Below are 23,092 nucleotides of genomic sequence, written 5' to 3'. Positions count from 1 at the left end.
AGCGAATGAGCGGCACAGGCAGAACGCTGAAATTGAAGAAACCGGAAGATAAAGCCAGCTTTGTAAGCTGGCGTTTTGCGTTGCTGTGCGGCTGTATTTTACTGGCGCTGGGTGGATTGCTGTCACGTGTGGCCTGGCTGCAGGTGATTAATCCTGGCAAGCTGGTAAAAGAGGGCGATCTGCGCTCGCTGCGTGTTCAGGCGGTGCCCACCTCACGCGGCATGATCAGCGATCGCGCCGGACGCCCGCTGGCAGTCAGCGTGCCGGTCAACGCTATCTGGGCCGATCCCAAAGAGCTGCACGCCGGTGGCGGCGTGACGCTGGACAGCCGCTGGAAGGCGCTTTCCGATGCGCTCTCTATTCCCCTTGATCAGCTGGCCGCCCGCGTGAATGCCAATCCCAAAGGCCGCTTTGTCTATCTGGCGCGCCAGGTCAATCCGGCTATCGGCGACTACGTTAAAAAACTCAAACTTCCCGGTATTCATCTGCGCGAAGAGTCGCGCCGTTACTATCCTGCCGGGCAGGTCACCTCCCATCTCATTGGCTTTACCAACATCGACGGGCAGGGCATTGAAGGCATCGAGAAGAGCTTTGATAAGTGGCTGACCGGTGCACCCGGCGAGCGGACGGTGCGCAAAGATCGGTACGGTCGGGTCATCGAGGATATCTCTTCGGTGGACAGCCGGGCCGCTCATAACCTGACGCTGAGCATTGATGAGCGGTTGCAGGCGCTGGTTTACCGTGAACTGAATAACGCCGTTGCCTTTAACAAAGCGGAATCGGGTACGGCGGTGCTGGTGGATGTCAATACCGGTGAAGTGCTGGCGATGGCCAACAGCCCGGCTTACAACCCGAACAATCTCGGCAATACGCCAAAAGATCTGATGCGTAACCGCGCCATCACCGACATTTTCGAACCTGGCTCTACCGTGAAGCCGATGGTGGTGATGACGGCGCTGCAGCGTGGTGTGGTGAGAGAGAACAGCGTCCTGAATACCGTGCCGTACCGCGTCAATGGTCATGAGATCAAAGATGTGGCGCGCTACAACGAATTGACCCTGACAGGGGTTTTACAGAAGTCGAGTAACGTCGGTGTTTCACGTCTGGCGTTAGCGATGCCTTCCTCAGCGCTGGTAGAAACTTACGCGCGCTTTGGACTGGGCAAACCGACCAATTTGGGGCTGGTCGGGGAAAGCAGTGGCTTATACCCTAAAAAACAACGGTGGTCTGACATAGAGAGGGCCACCTTCTCTTTCGGCTACGGGCTAATGGTAACGCCGTTACAGTTAGCGCGAGTCTACGCAACGATTGGCAGCTATGGCATTAATCGCCCGCTGTCGATCACCAAAGTGGATCCGCCCGTCGCGGGACAACGCGTTTTCGATGAGTCACTGGTGAAAACCGTGATGCACATGATGGAAAGCGTGGCGCTGCCCGGTGGTGGGGGCGTCAAAGCGGCAATCAAGGGTTATCGCATTGCGATAAAAACCGGTACGGCGAAAAAGGTCGGGCCGGACGGACGCTACGTCAATAAATACATTGCCTACACCGCAGGCGTCGCGCCTGCCAGTCATCCCCGATTCGCGCTGGTGGTGGTGATCAACGATCCCCAGGCCGGCAAGTATTACGGCGGTGCGGTCTCTGCACCGGTATTTGGAGCCATCATGGGTGGCGTACTGCGTACCATGAACATCGAGCCGGACGCGTTACCGACCAATGACAAGAATGAGCTGGTGACTAACAGAAGTGAGGAATCAAGTGACAGATCGTAACCTGCGCGATTTACTCGGCCCCTGGGTGCCAGGCGCGCCGGCGCGCCCACTGCGTGACATGACCCTGGATAGCCGCATTGCGGCTTCTGGCGATCTGTTTGTCGCTGTTGCAGGCCATCAGGTTGATGGACGCCGTTTCATTCCGCAGGCAATTGCGCAGGGCGTTGCCGCTGTGGTGGCGGAAGCTGAGGGTGAAGCGGTCGACGGCGAAATCCGTGAAATGCACGGCGTACCGGTTATCTATCTGGCGCAGCTGCATCAGCGCCTTTCGGCCCTGGCAGGCCGTTTTTATCAGCAGCCGGGCGAAAAACAGAAGCTGATTGGCGTCACCGGCACCAACGGTAAAACCACCACCACCCAGTTGCTGGCGCAGTGGGCGACGCTACTGGGTGAGACCAGCGCGGTGATGGGCACCGTCGGAAATGGGCTGGTAGGTCACTTAGCGGCGGCAGAAAATACCACGGGTTCAGCGGTTGATGTTCAGCATCTGCTGCACGATCTGGCTGAAAAAGGGGCGACCCTGACCGCAATGGAAGTCTCGTCACACGGACTGGTTCAGCATCGCGTCGCTGCGCTGCCGTTTGCCGCAGCGGTCTTCACCAATCTCAGCCGCGATCACCTCGATTACCACGGTGATATGCAGAGCTATGAGTCAGCTAAATGGCTGCTCTTTTCTGAGCATCAGGTCGGGCAGGCGATTCTTAACGCGGATGACGAAGTCGGTCGTCGCTGGCTGGCGCGCTTACCTGATGCCGTTGCGGTCACCATGGAGGATAACCTCCAGCCGGGCTGCCACGGGCGCTGGCTTAAAGCCGATGCGGTGGATTACCACGATAACGGCGCACATATTCGTTTCAGCTCCAGCTGGGGCAACGGCGAAATCGACAGTCCGCTGATGGGTGCCTTCAACGTCAGCAATCTGATGCTGGCGCTGGCGACGCTGCTGTCACTGGATTATCCGCTGGCGACGCTAATCAGCGTTGCACCGCAGTTGCAGCCGGTCAACGGGCGTATGGAAGTGTTCAGCGCCGCAGGAAAACCGACGGTTGTCGTGGATTATGCCCACACCCCGGATGCGCTGGAAAAAGCGCTGGAAGCGGCACGTCTGCACTGCAAAGGAAAACTCTGGTGCCTGTTTGGCTGCGGCGGTGACCGTGACAAAGGCAAACGCCCGTTAATGGGCGCGATTGCTGAGCAATATGCGGATGTGGTGGTGATTACGGATGACAATCCGCGCAGCGAAGATCCGCAGGCGATTGTAAAAGATATTCTGACCGGTTTGCTGGACCCAGGCCGCGCCCGCGTGGTCTCTGGTCGTGCGCAGGCGGTCACTAACACTATTATGCAGGCGCAGCCCGACGATATCGTGCTGGTGGCTGGCAAAGGCCATGAAGATTATCAGATCATCGGCAATCGCCGTCTCGACTACTCCGATCGTGCCACCGTTGCGGCACTGCTGGGAGGCGTTGCATGATTCCGGTTTCATTAAAAACCCTGGCGGAGATCACCGGCGGCACGCTGCATGGCAGCGATTTAACGCTGAGTGACGTGACCACCGATACCCGCAAAGTCACGGCGGGCAGCCTGTTTGTTGCGCTGGTGGGCGAACGCTTTGATGCGCACGACTTCGCCGGCGATGCCATTGCGAATGGCGCACAGGCGCTACTGGTAAGTAAGCATTTACCTGTCGCTGTGCCACAGGTGGTGGTTGAAGATACCCGTCTCGCCTTTGGCAGGCTGGGCGCATGGGTTCGTCAGCAGTCGAACGCCCGTGTAGTGGCGCTGACCGGCTCCTCCGGCAAAACCTCGGTTAAAGAGATGACGGCGGCGATTCTGCGTGAGTGTGGCGAAACGCTCTACACCGCAGGCAATCTTAACAACGATTATGGCGTACCGATGACGCTGTTGCGACTGACCACAGAACATCAGTATGCGGTCATCGAACTCGGTGCGAATCATCAGGGCGAAATCGCTTACACCACCGATTTGGTTCAACCAGAAAGCGCGCTGGTGAATAACCTGGCCGCGGCGCATCTGGAAGGTTTTGGTTCGCTGGCCGGTGTCGCTAAAGCCAAGGGCGAGATCTTCCAGGGCTTACCGGCTCACGGCATTGCGATTCTGAACGCAGAGAGCAATGACTGGCCCAACTGGCAGCGCACGCTGCAGGATAAAACCGTGTGGCGTTTCTCACCGCAGACGGCAGAGTGTGAATTCTCCGCCCGTGATATCCGCATTGCTCAGGATGGTACTCATTTTGTGATGATAACGCCGCGTGGCGAAGCTGAGATCGTGCTGCCATTGCCGGGTCGGCATAACATCGCCAACGCCCTGGCGGCGGCGGCACTGGCTCTGTCAGTGGATGCACCGCTTAGCGCCGTTCAGCAGGGGCTGAAAAACCTGCAGTCGGTGCCAGGTCGCTTGTTCCCGGTTCGCCTCTCTGCGCATCAGCTGCTGCTGGATGACAGCTACAACGCTAACGTCGGTTCGATGACAGCAGCTGTTCAGGTCCTGTCAGAGATGCCGGGTTACCGGGTGCTGGTCACAGGTGATATGGCGGAACTGGGTGAAGAGACCGAAAGTTGTCATCGCGAAGTGGGGCAAGCGGCACGTGATGCAGGCATTGATCGCGTGCTGAGCACCGGAAAATTCAGCCATTTCATCAGTGAAAGCAGTGAAGTTGGCGAACATTTCAGCGATAAGACTGCGCTGACTGAACGTTTGCGTCAATTGTTGTCCGAACACTCAGAAATTACCGTCCTGATAAAAGGTTCACGTAGTGCCGCCATGGAGCAGGTAGTACAGAGCTTAAAGGAGAAAGGAACATGTTAGTTTGGCTGGCCGAGCATCTGGTCGCTTTTTATTCGGGATTTAACGTCTTTTCCTATCTGACGTTTCGCGCCATTGTCAGCCTGCTGACCGCGTTATTCATCTCTCTCTGGATGGGGCCGCGCCTGATCGCCTGGCTGCAGAAATTACAGATTGGCCAGGTCGTCCGTAACGATGGCCCGGAATCGCATTTCAGTAAGCGCGGCACGCCGACCATGGGCGGCATCATGATTCTGACCTCCATCACCATTTCGGTGCTGATGTGGGCCTATCCGTCGAATCCTTATGTCTGGTGCGTGCTGTTCGTGTTAATCGGCTTTGGCATCATCGGCTTTGTCGATGACTACCGCAAAGTGGTACGCAAAGACACCAAAGGCCTGATCGCCCGCTGGAAATATTTCTGGATGTCGGTGATTTCGCTGGGCGTCGCGTTCGGGCTCTATGCGGCGGGTAAAGATACCCCCGCGACCCAACTGGTCGTGCCCTTTTTCAAAGACATCATGCCGCAGCTAGGTCTGTTTTATGTGCTGCTGGCTTACTTTGTGATTGTCGGAACGGGTAATGCGGTCAATCTGACCGATGGCCTGGATGGGCTGGCGATTATGCCAACCGTCTTTGTCGCCGCGGGCTTTGCGCTGGTTGCCTGGGCCACCGGTAACGTGAAGTTTGCTGAATATCTGCATATTCCCTATCTGCGTCACGCCGGTGAGCTGGTGATTGTCTGTACCGCCATTGTCGGGGCAGGGCTGGGCTTCCTGTGGTTCAACACCTATCCGGCTCAGGTCTTTATGGGCGACGTGGGTTCGCTGGCGCTGGGCGGCGCGCTGGGCACCATTGCGGTGTTGCTGCGTCAGGAATTTTTACTGGTGATCATGGGCGGCGTGTTTGTGGTTGAAACGCTGTCGGTGATCCTGCAGGTGGGATCGTTTAAGTTGCGCGGCCAGCGTATTTTCCGCATGGCGCCGATCCATCACCACTATGAACTTAAGGGCTGGCCGGAACCGCGCGTCATTGTGCGCTTCTGGATTATTTCGCTAATGCTGGTGCTGATTGGCCTGGCCACGCTGAAGGTGCGTTAATCATGGCTGACTATCGGGGTAGAAAAGTCGTCATCATCGGGCTGGGCCTCACCGGGCTCTCCTGTGTTGATTTCTTTTTAGCGCAGGGCGTAACGCCTCGCGTGATGGACACCCGTGTCTCGCCGCCGGGGCTGGATAAATTGCCCGGGCAGGTTGAACGCCATCTGGGCGGCATCAACGGTGACTGGCTGCTGGCGGCCGATCTGATTGTTGCCAGCCCTGGCGTCGCGCTGGCGCATCCGATTCTCAGCGAAGCTGTCGAAGCCGGCATCGAAATTGTCGGTGACATTGAGCTCTTTTGCCGCGAGGCGCAGGCGCCGATCGTGGCGATCACCGGCTCCAACGGTAAAAGCACGGTGACTACGCTGGTGGGTGAAATGGCGAAAGCCGCAGGCTGGCAGGTGGGCGTCGGCGGCAATATTGGTCTGCCCGCGCTGAGTCTGCTGCAGTCACCGGCGCAACTCTATGTACTGGAACTCTCCAGTTTTCAGCTGGAGACCACGCACAGTCTGAAAGCCGCGGCGGCAACCATACTTAACGTCAGCGAAGATCATATGGATCGCTATCCGCTGGGTATGCAGCAGTATCGCGCTGCTAAGCTGCGGGTCTATGAGAATGCACAGGTCTGCATCGTTAACGCCGATGATGCCCTGACGATGCCGGTACGCGGCGCGGACACCCGCTGCGTCAGCTTTGGTGTCGATTTCGGGGACTACCACCTTAACAAGCAGCAGGGCAGTATCTGGTTGCGGGTGAAAGGCGAGAAGGTCCTGAACACGGCTGAAATGAAGATGGTGGGACAGCACAACTACACCAATGCGCTGGCTGCGCTGGCGCTGGCCGATGCGGTGGGACTGCCGCGCGCCTCCAGCCTGGCTGCCTTAACGCACTTTAACGGTCTGGCGCATCGCTTCCAGCTGGTCCATGAGCATCAGGGCGTGCGCTGGATCAATGACTCCAAAGCGACCAACGTCGGCAGCACCGAAGCAGCGCTGAATGGCCTGCAGGTGAAGGGAACGCTGTGGCTGCTGATGGGCGGTGATGGCAAGTCGGCCGATTTTACGCCGCTGATCCCCTGGCTGCAGGGCGACAATGTGCGCCTTTACTGCTTTGGTCGCGATGGCGATGCGCTGGCGGTGCTGCGTCCGGAGATCGCCGTGCGCACTGAGACCATGCGCCAGGCGATGGAGCAGATTGCGCCGCAGGTTAAAGCAGGCGATATGGTTCTGCTGTCGCCAGCCTGTGCCAGCCTTGACCAGTTCCGAAACTTTGAGCAGCGCGGTGAGCAGTTCGCGCAACTGGCGAAGGAGCTGAGCTGATGCGTATTCCTGGCGCCGGACTGGCGGGATATTTCTCAGGACGCCTGAAAGACTGGGTCATGGGCGCACGCGAAAGTGATCACTCTTCGCTGGTGCTCTATGACCGCACACTGCTATGGCTGACGCTGGGCCTGGCGGTGATTGGTTTCGTGATGGTGACGTCGGCTTCAATGCCGGTGGGTCAGCGTCTGAATGACGATCTCTTTTATTTCGCCAAGCGCGATGCCTTCTACATCGTGCTGGCTGTATGTATGGCGCTGGTCACGCTGCGGGTGCCGATGGATTTCTGGCAGCGCTACAGCAACGTGATGCTGATGGTCACGGTCGCGATGCTGCTGATTGTTCTGGTAGTCGGTAGCTCGGTTAACGGTGCATCGCGCTGGATCGCGCTGGGTCCGCTGCGTATTCAGCCTGCAGAGCTGTCGAAGCTCTCTCTGTTCTGCTATCTCGCCAGTTATCTGGTGCGCAAAGTGGAAGAGGTGCGTAACAACTTCTGGGGCTTCTGTAAGCCGATGGGCGTGATGGTGGTGCTGGCCGTGTTACTGCTGGCGCAGCCGGATCTCGGTACGGTGGTTGTGCTGTTTGTGACGACCCTGGCGATGCTGTTCCTGGCGGGGGCCAAACTGTGGCAGTTTCTGGCAATCATCGGTTCCGGCATCTTTGCGGTGATCCTGCTGATTATTGCAGAACCCTACCGTATGCGCCGTGTGACCTCGTTCTGGAACCCGTGGGAAGATCCCTTTGGTAGCGGCTACCAGCTGACCCAGTCACTGATGGCATTTGGTCGCGGGGAATTCTGGGGCCAGGGGCTCGGTAACTCCGTGCAAAAGCTGGAATATCTGCCCGAAGCGCATACCGACTTTATTTTCGCCATCATCGGGGAAGAACTCGGCTACGTCGGTGTGGTAATGGCACTTTTAATGGTATTCTTCGTCGCTTTTCGTGCGATGTCGATTGGCCGTCGTGCTCTGGAACTGGATCAGCGTTTTTCCGGCTTTTTAGCCTGTTCAATCGGAGTCTGGTTCAGCTTCCAGGCGCTGGTTAACGTCGGTGCGGCAGCCGGTATGTTACCGACCAAAGGTCTGACCTTACCGCTGATCAGTTACGGTGGGTCAAGTCTGATCATTATGTCGACTGCCATCGTCTTTTTATTACGCATAGATTATGAAACGCGCCTGGCGAAAGCGCAGGCGTTTACCCGAGGTGGTCGATGAGCGGTAAGCGATTGATGGTGATGGCAGGTGGAACCGGCGGACATGTCTTTCCCGGTCTGGCTGTCGCCCATCATCTGATGGAACAGGGCTGGCAGGTCCGCTGGTTAGGCACTGCTGACCGTATGGAAGCCGATCTGGTGCCAAAGCACGGCATCGACATCGACTTCATCCGCATCAGCGGATTACGTGGTAAAGGCATGAAGGCGTTGCTGCTGGCACCGCTGCGCATCTTTAATGCATGGCGTCAGGCCCGTCGCATCATGAAAGCCTGGCAGCCGGATGTCGTGCTGGGCATGGGTGGCTACGTTTCCGGTCCTGGCGGCTTAGCGGCCTGGAGTTGCGGTATTCCGGTGGTGCTGCATGAGCAGAACGGTATTGCCGGGCTGACCAATAAATGGCTGGCGAAAATCGCTACGAAAGTATTGCAGGCGTTTCCGGGCGCGTTTCCCGCCGCCGATGTGGTGGGAAATCCGGTTCGCACTGATGTACTGGCACTGCCTTTACCCGCGCAACGTCTGGCAGATCGTCATGGCCCGATACGGGTGCTGGTGATCGGTGGCAGTCAGGGGGCGCGGATACTGAACCAGACGCTGCCGCAGGTTGCCGCGCTGGTGGGTGATGAGATCACCCTGTGGCATCAGACCGGTAAAGGGTCGTTGCCCGAAACAGAGAAAGCTTATCAGCAGGTCGGGCAGACGCAGCACAAGGTGACCGAGTTTATTGATGACATGGCTGCCGCCTACGCCTGGGCTGATGTGGTGGTGTGCCGCTCCGGCGCGTTAACCGTGAGCGAAGTCGCTGCCGCTGGCTTACCGGCGATTTTCGTGCCATTTCAGCACAAAGATCGCCAGCAGTACTGGAACGCGCTGCCGCTGGAGAAAGCGGGCGCCGCCAGAATTTTTGAGCAGCCGCAATTTACTGCGGAGGCTGTAGCGGATCAGCTACGCCACTGGGATCGCGCAACACTGCTGACGATGGCTGATCAGGCCCGTCAGGTGGCGATCCCCGATGCGACTGAACGGGTCGCTCAGGAAGTGGCTCGCGCCGCAAAGTAATCATTCCGGTCAGCGCGTCTGACCTGTACCCGGACTGGGTACGAACTGAAATAGCAGGTAACTGAGAGCGATGAATACACAACAATTGGCAAAACTGCGTTCTATCGTGCCCGAGATGCGTCGCGTCCGGCACATCCACTTTGTCGGCATCGGCGGTGCTGGCATGGGCGGTATTGCCGAAGTGTTAGCAAATGAAGGCTACCATATCAGCGGTTCAGATCTGGCCCCTAACCCGGTGACGCAGAACCTGATTGCGCTGGGTGCCACCATTTATTTTAACCATCGCCCCGAAAACGTGACCGATGCCAGCGTCGTGGTGGTTTCCAGCGCCGTTTCGCAGGATAACCCAGAACTGGTGGCGGCACGTGAACAGCGTATCCCGGTGATCCGTCGCGCGGAGATGCTGGCTGAGCTGATGCGTTTTCGTCACGGCATCGCCGTTGCGGGTACCCATGGCAAAACGACCACCACGGCGATGGTGTCGAGTATTTATGCGGAAGCGGGTCTCGATCCGACCTTTGTTAACGGCGGACTGGTCAAAGCTGCAGGCACTCATGCCCGTCTGGGCCACAGCCGGTATCTGATTGCTGAAGCGGATGAGAGCGATGCGTCGTTCCTGCATCTGCAGCCGATGGTGGCGATTGTGACCAACATTGAAGCTGACCATATGGACACTTATCAGGGCGATTTTGAGAACCTGAAGCAGACGTTTATTAACTTCCTGCACAACCTGCCGTTTTACGGCCGTGCGGTGATGTGTGTGGACGATGCGGTTATTCGTGACCTGATCCCACGCGTGGGACGCCATATCACCACGTACGGTTTCAGTGATGATGCTGACCTGCGCATTGAAAATTATGAACAGAGTGGCGCGCAGGGGCATTTCACCTTGATCCGTCAGGATAAAGCACCGCTGCAGATTACGCTGAACGCGCCGGGACGCCACAACGCCCTGAATGCGGCAGCCGCCGTCGCCGTCGCCAGTGAAGAGGGTATTGAAGACAATGCTATCCTGGCTGCGCTGGAGAGTTTCCAGGGCACGGGCCGTCGCTTTGATCTGCTGGGTGAATTCCCGACAGAGCCGGTCAACGGACAGCCGGGCACCGCGATGCTGGTTGATGATTACGGTCATCATCCCACCGAAGTGGACGCGACAATTAAAGCCGCGCGTGCAGGCTGGCCGGATAAAAAACTGGTGATGGTGTTTCAGCCGCACCGTTACAGCCGTACCCGCGATCTGTTTGATGATTTCGCCAACGTACTGTCGCATGTGGATGTGTTGCTGATGCTGGATGTTTACTCTGCCGGTGAAACCGCTATTCCGGGTGCTGACAGCCGGTCGCTGTGCCGTGCGATTCGTAATCGCGGCAAGGTGGATCCGATTCTGGTGCCGGAACATGACGCGCTGCCAGAGATGCTGGCACCGCTGCTGTCAGGCAATGACCTGATTCTGGTGCAGGGAGCCGGTAACGTCGGCAAGGTTGCCCGCAAGCTGGCTGACACTAAGCTCCAGCCGGAACGCAAAGCGGAGGATCGTCATGGCGGATAAAGTTGCAGTATTAATGGGTGGCACCTCGGCAGAGCGCGAGGTTTCGCTGAACTCAGGTCAGGCCGTGCTCGCCGGATTACGGGAAATGGGCATTGATGCGCATGGCATCGATACCCGTGATGTCTCTGTGCTGATGCTGAAAGAGCAGGGCTTTACCAAAGCCTTTATCGCACTGCATGGCCGGGGCGGAGAAGATGGCACGCTGCAGGCGGTGCTGGAGTTCCTGCAACTGCCGTACACCGGCAGCGGCGTGATGGCATCGGCCGTGACTATGGATAAGCTGCGCACCAAGCTGCTGTGGCAGGGACGTGGTTTACCGTCAGGAAAGTTTGTCTGGCTGACGCGTCAGCAGTTTGATGCCGGTCTGGACGCAGAAAACAACGCGGCAATTGCGGCACTTGGCCTGCCGTTGTTCGTCAAGCCAGCCTGTGAAGGCTCCAGCGTGGGCATCAGTCGGGTTAACGATCTGAGCGCGCTGCCGGCGGCACTGGACATGGCGTTTAAGCACGACAATGACGTGCTGGTCGAAGCGTTTCTCAGCGGCGCGGAGTACACCGTCGCGATTGTGGGCGATCGTATTCTGCCCTCGATTGAAATAAAGAGCGCCAGCGAGTTCTATGACTATGAAGCTAAATACATTTCTGACGATACTCAGTACGTCTGTCCGGCCGATTTAAGCGCTGAACGTGAAGCGGAATTACAGCAGCTGGTACTGGCGGCCTGGCGTGCGCTGGGATGTCGCGGCTGGGGACGGGTTGATGTAATGACCGATGGGGAAGGGCGCTTTCAGTTACTGGAAGCCAATACCTCACCGGGCATGACCAGCCACAGTCTGGTACCAATGGCAGCGAAACAGGCGGGCATGAGCTTCCCGCAGCTGGTTGCCCATATTCTGGAGCTGGCCGACTGATATGTCACAGGCGGCGATGAGAGTTCGAAACCGTGAACCGCAGGAGCGTATTCGCACCGGGCGCAGTAACGGTGCCCGACTGTTCGGCATTGTTTTTCTGCTGATCGTCATCGGGATTATGGTTGCCGGCGGGCTGGTGGTACTGAAGTGGATGAACGATGCGTCCCGGCTGCCCTTGTCAAAACTGGTGGTGACAGGACAGACGCACTACACCACACACGATGATATTCGTCAGGCGATTTTGTCGCTGGGTCCGCCTGGTACGTTTATGTCTCAGGACGTGGACATCCTGCAGCAGCAGATTGAGCGGCTGCCCTGGATTAAGCAGGTCAGCGTACGTAAGCAGTGGCCGGACGAACTGAAGATCCACCTTGTGGAGTACACACCGGTGGCGCGCTGGAACGATTTGCACATGGTGGATGCTGAGGGTGTCTCCTTCAGCGTACCCGCCAGTCATGTCGGCAAAGAGACAATGCCGATGTTGTACGGGCCGGAAGGGAGTGAGAAAGAGGTCCTGGCGGGCTATCACAGCATGGATGATGTGCTGAAAGCCCGGAAGTTTACTCTGAAGGTGGCGTCGATGACGGCGCGGCGTTCATGGCAGCTGGTCACCAGCGACGATGTTCGTATCGAACTGGGCCGCAGCGACACCATGAAACGACTGAATCGCTTTATTGAGCTCTACCCGGTGCTGCAACAGCAAGGTCAGAACGAGAGCAAACGTATCAGCTACGTGGATTTACGATACGACTCTGGCGCTTCTGTTGGCTGGACACCGATCGTGATGGAGCCACAGGACAGTAATCAGCAACAGAACCAGGCACAGGCTAAACAACAATGATCAAGGCAACGGACAGAAAACTGGTAGTTGGACTCGAAATCGGCACTGCGAAGGTTGCCGCCCTGGTTGGGGAAGTTCTGCCCGATGGTATGGTCAACATTATTGGGGTGGGCAGCTGCCCTTCCCGCGGTATGGATAAAGGTGGCGTAAACGATCTTGAGTCGGTGGTGAAATGCGTTCAGCGCGCCATCGATCAGGCTGAACTGATGGCAGATTGCCAGATCTCCTCCGTCTACCTTGCTTTATCGGGCAAACATATTAGTTGTCAGAACGAAATCGGGATGGTTCCGATTTCCGAAGAGGAAGTGACTCAGGATGATGTAGAGAACGTCGTACATACCGCCAAATCGGTGAGAGTACGTGACGAGCATCGCATCCTGCACGTCATTCCTCAGGAGTACGCCATTGACTATCAGGAAGGGATTAAAAATCCGGTCGGGCTTTCCGGCGTGCGTATGCAGGCGAAAGTGCATCTGATCACCTGCCACAACGACATGGCGAAAAACATCGTTAAAGCCGTTGAACGTTGCGGGCTGAAAGTGGATCAGCTGATTTTTGCCGGTCTCGCCTCCAGTTTTGCCGTTCTGACTGAAGACGAACGTGAGCTGGGCGTGTGTGTTGTCGATATTGGTGGCGGTACAATGGACATAGCCGTATATACCGGCGGCGCTTTACGGCACACTAAGGTTATTCCGTATGCAGGCAACGTCGTTACCAGCGACATCGCCTATGCGTTTGGCACACCACCAACGGATGCTGAGGCGATCAAAGTGCGCCATGGTTGCGCGCTGGGCTCGATTGTCGGCAAAGATGAGAACGTTGAGGTGCCGAGTGTGGGCGGACGTCCACCACGTAGCCTGCAACGTCAGACGCTGGCTGAAGTGATTGAGCCGCGTTACACCGAACTTTTGAATCTGGTCAATGACGAGATTCTGCAGTTACAGGAACAACTGCGTCAGCAGGGCGTGAAGCATCACTTAGCCGCAGGTATTGTCCTGACCGGTGGTGCAGCGCAAATCGAAGGACTGGCGGCCTGTGCGCAACGCGTATTCCATACGCAGGTGCGTATCGGACAGCCGCTGAATATTACCGGCCTGACTGACTATGCGCAGGAATCGTACTACTCCACTGCCGTGGGACTGTTGCATTACGGCAAAGAGTCGCACATGAACGGTGATGCAGAGATCGAAAAACGGGTCTCAGTAGGTAACTGGTTCAAGCGTATTAACAGTTGGTTAAAAAAAGAGTTTTAATTTTTGTGAAAGGGGATCATGCTGTTTTCTTTAGTGATCTCCAGGCGACAGGCACATAACGGAGAGAAATCATGTTTGAACCTATGGAATTAACCAACGACGCGGTGATTAAAGTCATCGGCGTCGGTGGCGGCGGCGGTAACGCCGTAGAGCACATGGTACGCGAGCGTATCGAAGGTGTGGAATTCTTTGCTGTGAATACCGACGCGCAAGCGCTGCGTAAAACAGCTGTCGGCCAGACCATTCAGATCGGTAATAACATTACCAAAGGTCTGGGTGCGGGTGCGAACCCGGAAGTGGGCCGTAACTCTGCAGAAGAAGATCGCGAAGCACTGCGTTCTGCGCTGGAAGGGGCAGACATGGTCTTCATCGCAGCAGGTATGGGCGGCGGTACCGGTACCGGTGCAGCGCCTGTCGTGGCTGAAGTGGCTAAGGAGTTGGGTATCCTGACGGTGGCGGTTGTCACCAAGCCGTTCAACTTCGAAGGCAAAAAGCGCATGGCGTTTGCCGAGCAGGGCATCGCCGAACTCTCTAAGCATGTCGATTCACTGATCACCATTCCAAACGACAAGCTGCTGAAAGTGCTGGGCCGTGGTATCTCTCTGCTGGATGCGTTTGGTGCAGCTAATGACGTGCTGAAAGGCGCCGTTCAGGGTATCGCTGAGCTGATTACCCGTCCTGGCCTGATGAACGTCGACTTTGCTGACGTGCGTACCGTCATGTCCGAAATGGGCTATGCGATGATGGGTTCAGGCGTCGCGTGCGGTGAAGATCGTGCGGAAGAAGCGGCTGAAATGGCGATCTCCAGCCCACTGCTGGAAGATATCGACCTTTCTGGTGCGCGTGGCGTGCTGGTCAACATTACGGCGGGCTTCGACCTGCGTCTGGATGAGTTCGAGACCGTGGGTAACACTATCCGCGCCTTCGCCTCTGACAACGCGACCGTCGTGATCGGTACTTCACTGGATCCGGAAATGAATGACGAACTGCGCGTCACCGTGGTGGCAACCGGTATCGGCATGGACAAGCGTCCTGAAATCACCCTGGTAACCAACAAGCCAGCCAGTCAGCCAGTGATGGATCATCGCTATCAGCAGCACGGTATGTCACCGCTGCCGCAGGAGCAGAAACCTGCTGCCAAAGTCGTTAACGACCAGGCTGCGCAGTCGAACAAAGAGCCCGATTATCTTGATATTCCGGCCTTTTTACGTAAGCAGGCCGATTAGGATTAACCCTATAATTGGGATTCTCCGCTCTTTGTGCTAAAGTCTCTGTCCGCTGGTAAAGTATACTGGCGGTCGGACAGGTGATATTGCGAGATAATACGATGATCAAACAAAGGACATTAAAACGTATTGTTCAGGCGACTGGTGTCGGTTTACATACCGGCAAAAAAGTCACCCTGACATTACGCCCTGCGTCGGCTAATACCGGGGTCATCTATCGTCGCACCGACTTGAATCCACCGGTAGATTTTCCGGCTGATGCAAAATACGTGCGCGACACCATGCTGAGTACCTGCCTGGTGAATGATGAAGGCGTGCGTATTTCCACGGTTGAACACCTCAATGCCGCCCTGGCGGGTCTGGGTATCGACAACATTATTGTTGAAGTCGATGCGCCAGAAATCCCGATCATGGATGGCAGCGCAGCACCGTTTATCTATCTGCTGATGGATGCGGGCATCGAGCAGCTCAACAGCGCGAAGAAATTTGTGCGTGTTAAGCAGACCGTGCGTGTGGAAGAGGGTGACAAATGGGCCGAGATCAAACCGTTTAACGGCTTCTCGCTTGATTTCACCATCGACTTCAAACACCCGGCTATCGATTCCAGCTCACAGCGTTATGCGATGAACTTCTCTGCTGACGCCTTTGTTCGTCAAATCAGCCGGGCGCGTACATTTGGCTTTATGCGTGAAATCGAATATCTGCAGTCTAAAGGCCTGTGCCTGGGCGGTAGCTTAGATTGTGCGATAGGTCTGGATGATTTCCGCGTACTGAATGAAGAAGGCCTGCGTTTTGAGGACGAGTTTGTCCGTCACAAAATGCTGGACGCGATTGGCGACTTGTTTATGTGTGGTCACAACATCATTGGCGCATTCACTGCGTTCAAATCGGGCCACGCGCTGAACAATAAGCTGCTGCAAGCGGTTCTGGCTAAGCAGGAAGCCTGGGAATGGGCAACCTTCGAAGACGAAGCTGAACTGCCGCTGGCATTCAAAGCACCGAATCTGGTTCTGGCTTAATTACCCCGGAACGTGAAACGGCTGGTTATGCTGACACCCTCTCCGGTCAGCGGCGCCAGCCGTTTTTTTATTGCCTCTTATCACACGCCTGATGACTGCGACCTCGCTCGCAAAGCGTTGTCTGTTCTGCTGATTTGCTGAACAATCACACGCGTTTTCTCTCGCCATCACTTTAATCCCAGGTGTGGATGCCCCACATTAATGATACTATCTGTTGCGCTTTTACAGGCCGAAATCCGTTGCGGCTCGCGGCGGGTACCAGAAAACAAGAGCGCAACAGAGCATGCGCGATGGAAAGGTTGTGATCGGGATTCTTCTGCGCTGGCGACAATTAGGTAGACGCTACTTCTGGCCTCATCTCCTGTTAGGGATGGTAGCGGCCAGCTTTGGCCTGCCAGCCTGTGCGCAAAGCTCCGAACTCAACGCGTCGTCTGAATCTCCGGCCAGCAGTCTCTTTCTTGGCAATGCCACACGCTTTGATCACCTGATCCGGCTGCAGGAAGCATCCCGACGCCCGAGCTTCAGCGTGGATTACTGGCATCAGCACGCCATCCGTACCGTTATTCGTCATCTCTCTTTCACGCTGGCGCCCCAGGCGCAGGCGGAGCAACAGACATTACCGCTGGCGGCACAAAAGCTGGCGCTGATCGACTCACTGCATAGTTTACTGACATCACATTCTGCGCTGCACACTGCACCGCAGCAGATCTCTACGCCGCCTCTTTTCACGGCCGTTACCCGTTCATGGGTAGAGTGGCATGCCAGCGTGCATGGCATTCGCGCCGGACCTGCCCGATTGTTCTGCTAATATTTTTGGTTTTATTCACTCTGTTAAGATTTCGCAGTCCGGAATGCTCCGGCTGAATTGAGAATATATTTACTATGTTAAGCAAAATTTTAACCAAGGTTTTTGGTAGCAGTAACGATCGTACCCTGCGTCGTATGCGTAAAGTGGTGGATGTCATCAATAAGATGGAGCCCGATTTTGAGAAGCTCTCTGATGATGAACTGAAAGCGAAAACTGATCTGTTCCGCGAACGCCTGAAAAAAGGTGAATCGCTGGAAAGCCTGATCCCGGAAGCGTTCGCAACCGTGCGTGAAGCGAGTAAACGCGTGTTCGGGATGCGTCACTTCGACGTGCAGCTGATCGGCGGTATGGTGCTGAACGATCGCTGCATTGCTGAGATGCGAACCGGTGAAGGTAAAACGCTGACCGCAACGCTGCCAGCCTACCTGAATGCGCTGTCCGGCAAAGGCGTTCACGTGGTTACCGTCAACGACTATCTGGCACAGCGTGATGCGGAAAACAACCGTCCGCTGTTTGAGTTCCTGGGTTTAACCATTGGTATCAACATGTCGGGCCTGCCGGCGGTGGCAAAGCGTGAAGCTTACGCAGCAGACATCACCTACGGCACCAACAACGAATATGGCTTCGACTACCTGCGCGACAACATGGCTTTCAGCCCGGAAGAGCGTGTACAGCGTAAACTGCACTATGCGCTGGTGGATGAGGTCGACTCCATCCTGATCGATGAAGCGCGTACGCCGCTGATCATCTCTGGTCCGGCAGAAGACAGTTCTGAGCTTTACACCAAAGTGAACAAGATCATCCCTCATCTGGTTCGCCAGGATAAAGAAGATACCGAAACCCATCAGGGTGAAGGCGACTTCTGGGTCGATGAAAAAGCGCGTCAGGCTCACATGTCTGAGCGCGGTCTGGTCAAAGTGGAAGAGTTGCTGGTCAGCGAGGGCATCATGGAAGCGGGCGAGTCACTCTACTCTCCGACCAACATCATGCTGATGCACCACGTCACTGCGGCGCTGCGTGCGCACGCACTCTTTACCCGCGATGTGGATTACATCGTGAAAGATGGCGAAGTGGTGATTGTTGATGAACACACCGGCCGTACCATGCAGGGTCGTCGCTGGTCTGATGGTCTGCATCAGGCGATTGAAGCGAAAGAAGGCGTGGAGATCCAGAACGAGAACCAGACGCTGGCCTCTATCACCTTCCAGAACTACTTCCGTATTTACGAGAAGCTGGCCGGTATGACAGGTACCGCAGATACCGAAGCATTTGAATTCAGCTCCATTTATAAGCTCGACACCATTGTCGTGCCGACTAACCGTCCGATGGTGCGTAAAGATCTGGCTGACCTGGTCTACATGACCGAGAAAGAGAAGATCGATGCCATTATCGAAGATATCCGTGAGCGCACCGCCAATGGTCAGCCGGTGCTGGTGGGAACCATCTCGATTGAGAAATCAGAAGTGGTCTCTAACGAACTGACCCGTGCCGGTATCAAACATAACGTTCTGAACGCCAAATTCCACGCCCGCGAAGCGGATATCGTTGCGCAGGCCGGTCAGCCGGGGGCGGTCACTATCGCCACCAACATGGCCGGACGTGGTACAGATATTATGCTGGGCGGCAGCTGGCACGCTGAAGTGGCCGAACTGGAAGAGCCAACTGAAGCGCAAATCGAAGAGATTAAAGCGGCATGGCAGATTCGTCATGATGCGGTTCTGGCGTCAGGTGGTTTACACATCGTCGGTACTGAGCGTCACGAATCGCGTCGTATCGACAACCAGCTGCGTGGTCGTGCAGGTCGTCAGGGTGACGCCGGTTCTTCTCGCTTCTACCTGTCGATGGAAGATGCGCTGATGCGTATTTTTGCCTCAGACCGCGTCTCGAATATGATGCGTAAACTGGGCATGAAGCCAGGCGAAGCGATTGAGCATCCGTGGGTCACCAAAGCGATTGCCAATGCACAGCGCAAAGTTGAAAGCCGTAACTTCGATATTCGTAAGCAGCTGCTGGAATATGATGATGTGGCTAATGACCAGCGTCGCGCGATCTACAGTCAGCGTAATGAGCTACTGGATGTGTCTGACGTTAGCGAAACCATCAACAGCATTCGCCATGATGTCTACAAAGTTACTATTGATACTTACATTCCGCCACAGTCGCTGGAGGAGATGTGGGATGTGCCAGGCCTGGAAGAGCGTCTGCGCACTGACTTCGATCTGAACCTGCCGATTGCAGAGTGGCTGGATAAAGAGCCTGACCTGCATGAAGAAGTGCTGCGTGAGCGCATCATGACCCATGCTATGGAAAGCTACGCTGAGAAAGAAGAGATCGTTGGCGCAGAAATGATGCGCAACTTCGAAAAAGGCGTGATGCTTCAGACGCTGGATTCGCTGTGGAAAGAGCATCTGGCAGCGATGGACTATCTGCGTCAGGGCATCCATCTGCGCGGCTATGCGCAGAAAGATCCGAAGCAGGAGTACAAACGTGAATCCTTCGCCATGTTTGCTGCGATGCTTGAATCACTGAAATATGAAGTGATCAGTACGCTGAGCAAAGTCCAGGTGCGCATGCCAGAAGAAGTTGAAGCGATGGAGCAACAACGTCGCGAAGAAGCTGAACGTCTGGCACAGCAACAGCAGCTGAGCCATGTTGAAGAGGATCTGCTGGCAGCAGCAGAGCCTGTGGCGGAGCAGAGTGGCGAACGCAAAGTCGGCCGCAACGATCCCTGCCCATGTGGTTCCGGTAAAAAGTACAAGCAGTGTCATGGCCGTATCGCCTGAGACTGAATGCTAATAAAAAAGGAGCCGCTGGCTCCTTTTTTTATGGTCTCTGCCACCCAGGCAACAGCGACTCCGCTGAGCTAAAGCGGTTAACATCCGCTACGGCATGCTCTAAAATCAGGCTTCATTCACCCATTACTACCGGATAGTCTCCATGAAGCACCTGCAGGTTGCAGTTGGCATCATTCGCAATGCCAGTAAACAAATTTTCCTTGCCCAGCGCGCGGCGACCTCTTACATGGCGAACAAGTGGGAGTTTCCTGGCGGTAAGATTGAAGCGGGCGAAAGCGCCGAACAGGGATTGATAAGGGAACTTCAGGAAGAGACCGGGATTGAGGTCACCGAGGCACGCCCGATTGGTCATGCAGACCACAGTTATGACGATCTGCGCGTGACGCTGCATTTCTTTCTGGTTGAAGGGTGGAAAGGAGAGCCGTGGGGCAAAGAGGGTCAGCCACAGCGTTGGGTTGATCAGCATGCATTGGTCGCGGAGGAGTTTCCGCCCGCGAATCATCAGCTGATTGCGCGTCTGATCGCCGGCGAACTCTGAGCGGATGGGGCAGCGCGCCCCATCCGGTTCGGCTGTCAGCGATCTTCTTCACTCCAGTTGTCACTGTCGTTCATATCGTCGCGGCTGGGAATGCGTTTCTCTTCTGCGGCCCACTCACCTAAATCAATGAGCTGGCAGCGCTTACTGCAAAAGGGGCGCCACGGGCTGAGTTCATCCCAGATCACATCTTTGCCGCACTGCGGACAGGCAACGGTCATCACTTCTTGCTGCATTTTTACCTCTAACAACAGGCCAGTTGAAAATTAAGGCGGGCCGGAACTTCACCACGCTCACTATCAAGCGGCATAAAACGAATGGCGTAGCGGCTTTTATGTCCGGACACCTGTGGATAGAGCGCATCCTCCAGCGACAATTGCAGCCGCAGCAGATCGGCGCCTTCGGCATTATCCTGATAAAAACCATTAAGGCTGGTCTGCACATGAAACGCGCCGGACTGGCGGATCAGATCCAGTACCATCGCCAGCGCATGATACAGTGGCTCCAGCGTCAGCATCCAGGCTTCGACCTGCGCATCGCGTGCTTCCTGCGGCAGATGGAGCCAGATGTGCAGGCCTGGCAAATCAAAGCTGCAGCATCCACCAGGGATGCTCAGGCGCTGCCGCACCAGGGCAATCAGACGATCCTCGCGGAGTTGCTGGCCCATACGTGGGGCATTCATCAACTGCGTCGACTGGATTTTAAGTTTATCGCGCAGGGCATTAACCAGCGTCATATCAACACCTGGCACATCAGCCCATGCACGTAACTTTTGCTGCTGACGCTCCAGCTCTTTTAACAATTCAGTACGCATATCGCCACGCTCAAAAATGTCGAGCAGTTCGCTAATCAGGCGAAAAAAGGTCAGCGCATTAACGGTTTTATCCAGTGGGACAATTTCATCTAACTGATTGATCAAAAACTCAACCCGTAACCAGGTTCGCATTTTTTCATTCAGAGGGTGTTCAAACAGAACGGGTGTGCTCATGGTATTAATCCTGTTTCGTTGCCGCCAGCCTGAGATAGCGCTGATGGAGTTCGGCAACCTGCGGCAAGGCGTCGTCGGGCTCGCCACTGTTATCAATAATGTCATCGGCACAGGCGAGGCGCTGCTGGCGCGTCGCCTGTGCGGCAAGAATGCGTTTCGCCTGCGCGACGGAAAGATGATCACGCTGCCGGGTGCGCGCTAACTGCGTTGCCTCATCAACATCCACCACCAGTACCCGATCAGCCTGGTGCTGTAACTGATTTTCCACCAGTAGCGGCACCACCCAGAGCACATAAGGTGTGGTGGCTTCGGCGATCAATTGACGCGTCCGGGCATTAATCAGTGGATGCAGCAGCGCGTTTAACCAGCTTTTTTCTTCCGGCTGCTGAAAAATAATGTCGCGAAGCCGGCTACGATCAAGCTTCCCCTCATCAGTCACTATCGACGTGCCATAGCGCGCCTGAATGGCCTGCAAAGCGGGTGTGCCGGGTTCGACAACTTCACGTGCTATCAGGTCAGCATCAATAATTTCCACACCAGACGCTGCGAATGCCTGGGCAATCGTACTTTTACCACTGCCGATCCCCCCTGTAAGCGCGACGATATAGGGCATGTTTCTCACCTGACTTCTCTTTTCGACAGGGCTTCAGGGTAATGATCTGAATTAAAAACGCAAAAATGCGCGTCAGATCACACCGATAAAGCACAATTAAATTTAACGGATTGTAGCGTAAATAAAGTGAAATTCGCAGTCTTGTCGCGCAGCGAGAGGCGCGTATCATAACGTCACTGGAGCTGTGCTTACTTCGTGAACGACGATTCATTGCCACTTACCAGGACACTGTTTATGCGTATTGAAGAAGATTTAAAACTGGGCTTTAAAGATGTCTTAATCCGCCCCAAACGCTCCACGCTGCAAAGTCGCTCACAGGTTGAGCTGGAACGCAGCTTTACCTTCAGACATTCGGGCCTGAGCTGGAGCGGCGTACCGATTATCGCCGCCAACATGGATACCGTCGGCACATTTTCAATGGCTGAGGCGCTGGCCAGCTTCAATATCCTTACAGCAGTCCATAAGCATTACAGCGTAGATGAGTGGCGCGCGTTTATTCAGCGCGTCCCCGCGACGGTATTGAAACATGTGATGGTTTCAACCGGCACCTCGGAGGCCGATCTCAATAAACTGGTCGCGATTATGGCGCTGTCAGACGATCTGCAGTTTATCTGTATCGACGTGGCCAACGGTTACTCTCAGCATTTTGTTGATTTTCTGCAGCGCGCCCGTGAAACCTTCCCGGCTAAAACCATCTGTGCCGGTAACGTGGTAACGGGCGAAATGGTGGAAGAGCTGATTCTCTCTGGCGCGGATATCGTTAAGGTCGGCATTGGCCCGGGTTCGGTCTGTACAACCCGGGTGAAAACCGGCGTGGGTTATCCGCAGCTTTCCGCTGTCATTGAATGTGCCGATGCGGCGCATGGCTTAAGCGGACAGATTGTCAGTGATGGCGGCTGTTCAGTGCCTGGCGATATTGCGAAAGCGTTTGGCGGCGGTGCCGACTTTGTGATGCTGGGTGGCATGCTGGCGGCACATGATGAGTGTGAAGGGCAGGTGGTCGAAGAGAATGGCGAAAGCTTTATGCTGTTTTACGGCATGAGTTCCGAATCGGCGATGAAGCGTCACGTTGGCGGTGTCGCGCAATATCGCGCAGCAGAAGGTAAAACGGTGAAGCTGCCATTACGTGGCCCGGTTGCTGACACCGCGCGCGATATCCTGGGTGGATTGCGTTCTGCCTGCACTTATGTGGGGGCGGAGCGGCTGAAAGAGCTGACCAAGCGCACCACCTTTATTCGGGTTAATGAGCAGGAAAACCGCGTTTTCAACCGATAGTCATCCGGGGCGCAG

20 protein-coding genes are annotated in these 23,092 nt (G+C 55.8%); 17 read left to right on the top strand and 3 right to left on the bottom strand.

The window, feature by feature from the left end:
- Positions 1-5 precede the first annotated feature (5 nt).
- The 16 genes from ACX8ZY_RS16550 to mutT all read left to right on the top strand — a co-directional run bounded on the left by ACX8ZY_RS16550 (position 6) and on the right by mutT (position 20,204).
- Positions 6-1,772 (top strand): peptidoglycan glycosyltransferase FtsI, encoded by a 1,767-nt coding sequence (locus ACX8ZY_RS16550; RefSeq protein WP_010671821.1) that lies wholly within the window; start codon positions 6-8, stop codon positions 1,770-1,772.
- On the top strand, positions 1,759-3,246 hold the full coding sequence (murE, locus tag ACX8ZY_RS16545) for a UDP-N-acetylmuramoyl-L-alanyl-D-glutamate--2,6-diaminopimelate ligase (RefSeq protein ID WP_010671822.1): 1,488 nt from the start codon (positions 1,759-1,761) through the stop codon (positions 3,244-3,246). Before ACX8ZY_RS16550 ends, murE begins: the two co-directional genes overlap by 14 nt.
- On the top strand, positions 3,243-4,601 hold the full coding sequence (gene murF / locus ACX8ZY_RS16540; RefSeq protein WP_132499961.1) for a UDP-N-acetylmuramoyl-tripeptide--D-alanyl-D-alanine ligase: 1,359 nt from the start codon (positions 3,243-3,245) through the stop codon (positions 4,599-4,601). Before murE ends, murF begins: the two co-directional genes overlap by 4 nt.
- Positions 4,595-5,677: a phospho-N-acetylmuramoyl-pentapeptide-transferase gene (mraY, locus tag ACX8ZY_RS16535; RefSeq protein WP_003854755.1), complete on the top strand. Its 1,083-nt coding sequence runs from the start codon at positions 4,595-4,597 to the stop codon at positions 5,675-5,677. The genes murF and mraY overlap by 7 nt, the downstream gene beginning before the upstream one ends.
- A gap of 2 nt (positions 5,678-5,679) precedes the next feature.
- A complete protein-coding gene (murD, locus tag ACX8ZY_RS16530) occupies positions 5,680-6,996 on the top strand; it encodes a UDP-N-acetylmuramoyl-L-alanine--D-glutamate ligase (RefSeq protein WP_459260346.1) in 1,317 nt (438 codons plus the stop codon).
- Entirely contained in the window at positions 6,996-8,210 is a 1,215-nt protein-coding gene (gene ftsW / locus ACX8ZY_RS16525; protein ID WP_459260344.1) for a cell division protein FtsW, read from the top strand. Before murD ends, ftsW begins: the two co-directional genes overlap by 1 nt.
- Positions 8,207-9,265, top strand: coding sequence for an undecaprenyldiphospho-muramoylpentapeptide beta-N-acetylglucosaminyltransferase (gene murG, locus ACX8ZY_RS16520; RefSeq protein ID WP_158132002.1), 1,059 nt, complete (start codon positions 8,207-8,209; stop codon positions 9,263-9,265). The genes ftsW and murG overlap by 4 nt, the downstream gene beginning before the upstream one ends.
- Positions 9,266-9,335: 70 nt before the next feature.
- Positions 9,336-10,814, top strand: a complete 1,479-nt coding sequence (gene murC, locus ACX8ZY_RS16515; protein ID WP_010253883.1) for a UDP-N-acetylmuramate--L-alanine ligase — start codon at positions 9,336-9,338, stop codon at positions 10,812-10,814.
- On the top strand, positions 10,804-11,724 hold the full coding sequence (locus ACX8ZY_RS16510) for a D-alanine--D-alanine ligase (RefSeq protein WP_158132001.1): 921 nt from the start codon (positions 10,804-10,806) through the stop codon (positions 11,722-11,724). The genes murC and ACX8ZY_RS16510 overlap by 11 nt, the downstream gene beginning before the upstream one ends.
- Before the next feature lies 1 nt (position 11,725).
- Positions 11,726-12,565 (top strand): cell division protein FtsQ, encoded by an 840-nt coding sequence (gene ftsQ, locus ACX8ZY_RS16505; protein WP_039386502.1) that lies wholly within the window; start codon positions 11,726-11,728, stop codon positions 12,563-12,565.
- Positions 12,562-13,818, top strand: coding sequence for a cell division protein FtsA (ftsA, locus tag ACX8ZY_RS16500; protein WP_158132000.1), 1,257 nt, complete (start codon positions 12,562-12,564; stop codon positions 13,816-13,818). Before ftsQ ends, ftsA begins: the two co-directional genes overlap by 4 nt.
- Before the next feature lie 71 nt (positions 13,819-13,889).
- On the top strand, positions 13,890-15,044 hold the full coding sequence (gene ftsZ, locus ACX8ZY_RS16495) for a cell division protein FtsZ (RefSeq protein WP_010253892.1): 1,155 nt from the start codon (positions 13,890-13,892) through the stop codon (positions 15,042-15,044).
- Positions 15,045-15,145: 101 nt separating this feature from the next.
- Complete coding sequence (lpxC, locus tag ACX8ZY_RS16490) at positions 15,146-16,063, top strand: UDP-3-O-acyl-N-acetylglucosamine deacetylase (protein WP_010253894.1); 918 nt, start codon at positions 15,146-15,148, stop codon at positions 16,061-16,063.
- Positions 16,064-16,364: 301 nt separating this feature from the next.
- The gene (secM, locus tag ACX8ZY_RS16485) at positions 16,365-16,871 is read left to right on the top strand and encodes a secA translation cis-regulator SecM (RefSeq protein ID WP_323054595.1); all 507 of its coding nucleotides are present in this window, start codon (positions 16,365-16,367) and stop codon (positions 16,869-16,871) included.
- Positions 16,872-16,945: 74 nt separating this feature from the next.
- Positions 16,946-19,654: a preprotein translocase subunit SecA gene (gene secA, locus ACX8ZY_RS16480; protein ID WP_010671827.1), complete on the top strand. Its 2,709-nt coding sequence runs from the start codon at positions 16,946-16,948 to the stop codon at positions 19,652-19,654.
- Between the two features lie 154 nt (positions 19,655-19,808).
- Positions 19,809-20,204, top strand: a complete 396-nt coding sequence (gene mutT / locus ACX8ZY_RS16475) for an 8-oxo-dGTP diphosphatase MutT (RefSeq protein ID WP_010253900.1) — start codon at positions 19,809-19,811, stop codon at positions 20,202-20,204.
- Between the two features lie 35 nt (positions 20,205-20,239).
- Here the strand turns inward: mutT and yacG are convergent, their stop codons facing one another.
- Genes yacG through coaE form a run of 3 tightly spaced genes read right to left on the bottom strand, consistent with a single transcriptional unit; the run spans position 20,240 to position 21,802 of the window.
- Complete coding sequence (gene yacG / locus ACX8ZY_RS16470; RefSeq protein WP_010253903.1) at positions 20,240-20,437, bottom strand: DNA gyrase inhibitor YacG; 198 nt, start codon at positions 20,435-20,437, stop codon at positions 20,240-20,242.
- Positions 20,438-20,445: 8 nt separating this feature from the next.
- Entirely contained in the window at positions 20,446-21,189 is a 744-nt protein-coding gene (zapD, locus tag ACX8ZY_RS16465) for a cell division protein ZapD (protein WP_187515488.1), read from the bottom strand.
- A 4-nt stretch (positions 21,190-21,193) separates the two neighbouring features.
- Positions 21,194-21,802, bottom strand: coding sequence for a dephospho-CoA kinase (gene coaE / locus ACX8ZY_RS16460; RefSeq protein ID WP_010253911.1), 609 nt, complete (start codon positions 21,800-21,802; stop codon positions 21,194-21,196).
- A 234-nt stretch (positions 21,803-22,036) separates the two neighbouring features.
- Between coaE and ACX8ZY_RS16455 the strand changes: the two genes are divergently transcribed.
- The gene (locus ACX8ZY_RS16455) at positions 22,037-23,077 is read left to right on the top strand and encodes a GMP reductase (protein ID WP_010671832.1); all 1,041 of its coding nucleotides are present in this window, start codon (positions 22,037-22,039) and stop codon (positions 23,075-23,077) included.
- The last annotated feature ends 15 nt before the right edge of the window (positions 23,078-23,092 follow it).

The sequence above is a fragment of the Pantoea sp. XAF26B01_ASV70 genome, from assembly GCF_054512635.1.
The sequence above is the reverse complement of the archived record's forward strand: the minus strand, read 5'-3'. Positions and strand labels throughout refer to the sequence as shown.

Bases quoted from the DNA above. Each gene is read 5' to 3' on its own strand.
- ACX8ZY_RS16550 (WP_010671821.1), top strand. From the start codon at position 6: ATGAGCGGCACAGGCAGAACGCTGAAATTGAAGAAACCGGAAGATAAA.
- murF (WP_132499961.1), top strand. From the start codon at position 3,243: ATGATTCCGGTTTCATTAAAAACCCTGGCGGAGATCACCGGCGGCACG.
- mraY (WP_003854755.1), top strand. From the start codon at position 4,595: ATGTTAGTTTGGCTGGCCGAGCATCTGGTCGCTTTTTATTCGGGATTT.
- murD (WP_459260346.1), top strand. From the start codon at position 5,680: ATGGCTGACTATCGGGGTAGAAAAGTCGTCATCATCGGGCTGGGCCTC.
- ftsW (WP_459260344.1), top strand. From the start codon at position 6,996: ATGCGTATTCCTGGCGCCGGACTGGCGGGATATTTCTCAGGACGCCTG.
- murG (WP_158132002.1), top strand. From the start codon at position 8,207: ATGAGCGGTAAGCGATTGATGGTGATGGCAGGTGGAACCGGCGGACAT.
- murC (WP_010253883.1), top strand. From the start codon at position 9,336: ATGAATACACAACAATTGGCAAAACTGCGTTCTATCGTGCCCGAGATG.
- ACX8ZY_RS16510 (WP_158132001.1), top strand. From the start codon at position 10,804: ATGGCGGATAAAGTTGCAGTATTAATGGGTGGCACCTCGGCAGAGCGC.
- ftsQ (WP_039386502.1), top strand. From the start codon at position 11,726: ATGTCACAGGCGGCGATGAGAGTTCGAAACCGTGAACCGCAGGAGCGT.
- ftsA (WP_158132000.1), top strand. From the start codon at position 12,562: ATGATCAAGGCAACGGACAGAAAACTGGTAGTTGGACTCGAAATCGGC.
- ftsZ (WP_010253892.1), top strand. From the start codon at position 13,890: ATGTTTGAACCTATGGAATTAACCAACGACGCGGTGATTAAAGTCATC.
- lpxC (WP_010253894.1), top strand. From the start codon at position 15,146: ATGATCAAACAAAGGACATTAAAACGTATTGTTCAGGCGACTGGTGTC.
- secA (WP_010671827.1), top strand. From the start codon at position 16,946: ATGTTAAGCAAAATTTTAACCAAGGTTTTTGGTAGCAGTAACGATCGT.
- mutT (WP_010253900.1), top strand. From the start codon at position 19,809: ATGAAGCACCTGCAGGTTGCAGTTGGCATCATTCGCAATGCCAGTAAA.
- yacG (WP_010253903.1), bottom strand. From the start codon at position 20,437: ATGCAGCAAGAAGTGATGACCGTTGCCTGTCCGCAGTGCGGCAAAGAT.
- zapD (WP_187515488.1), bottom strand. From the start codon at position 21,189: ATGAGCACACCCGTTCTGTTTGAACACCCTCTGAATGAAAAAATGCGA.
- coaE (WP_010253911.1), bottom strand. From the start codon at position 21,802: ATGCCCTATATCGTCGCGCTTACAGGGGGGATCGGCAGTGGTAAAAGT.
- ACX8ZY_RS16455 (WP_010671832.1), top strand. From the start codon at position 22,037: ATGCGTATTGAAGAAGATTTAAAACTGGGCTTTAAAGATGTCTTAATC.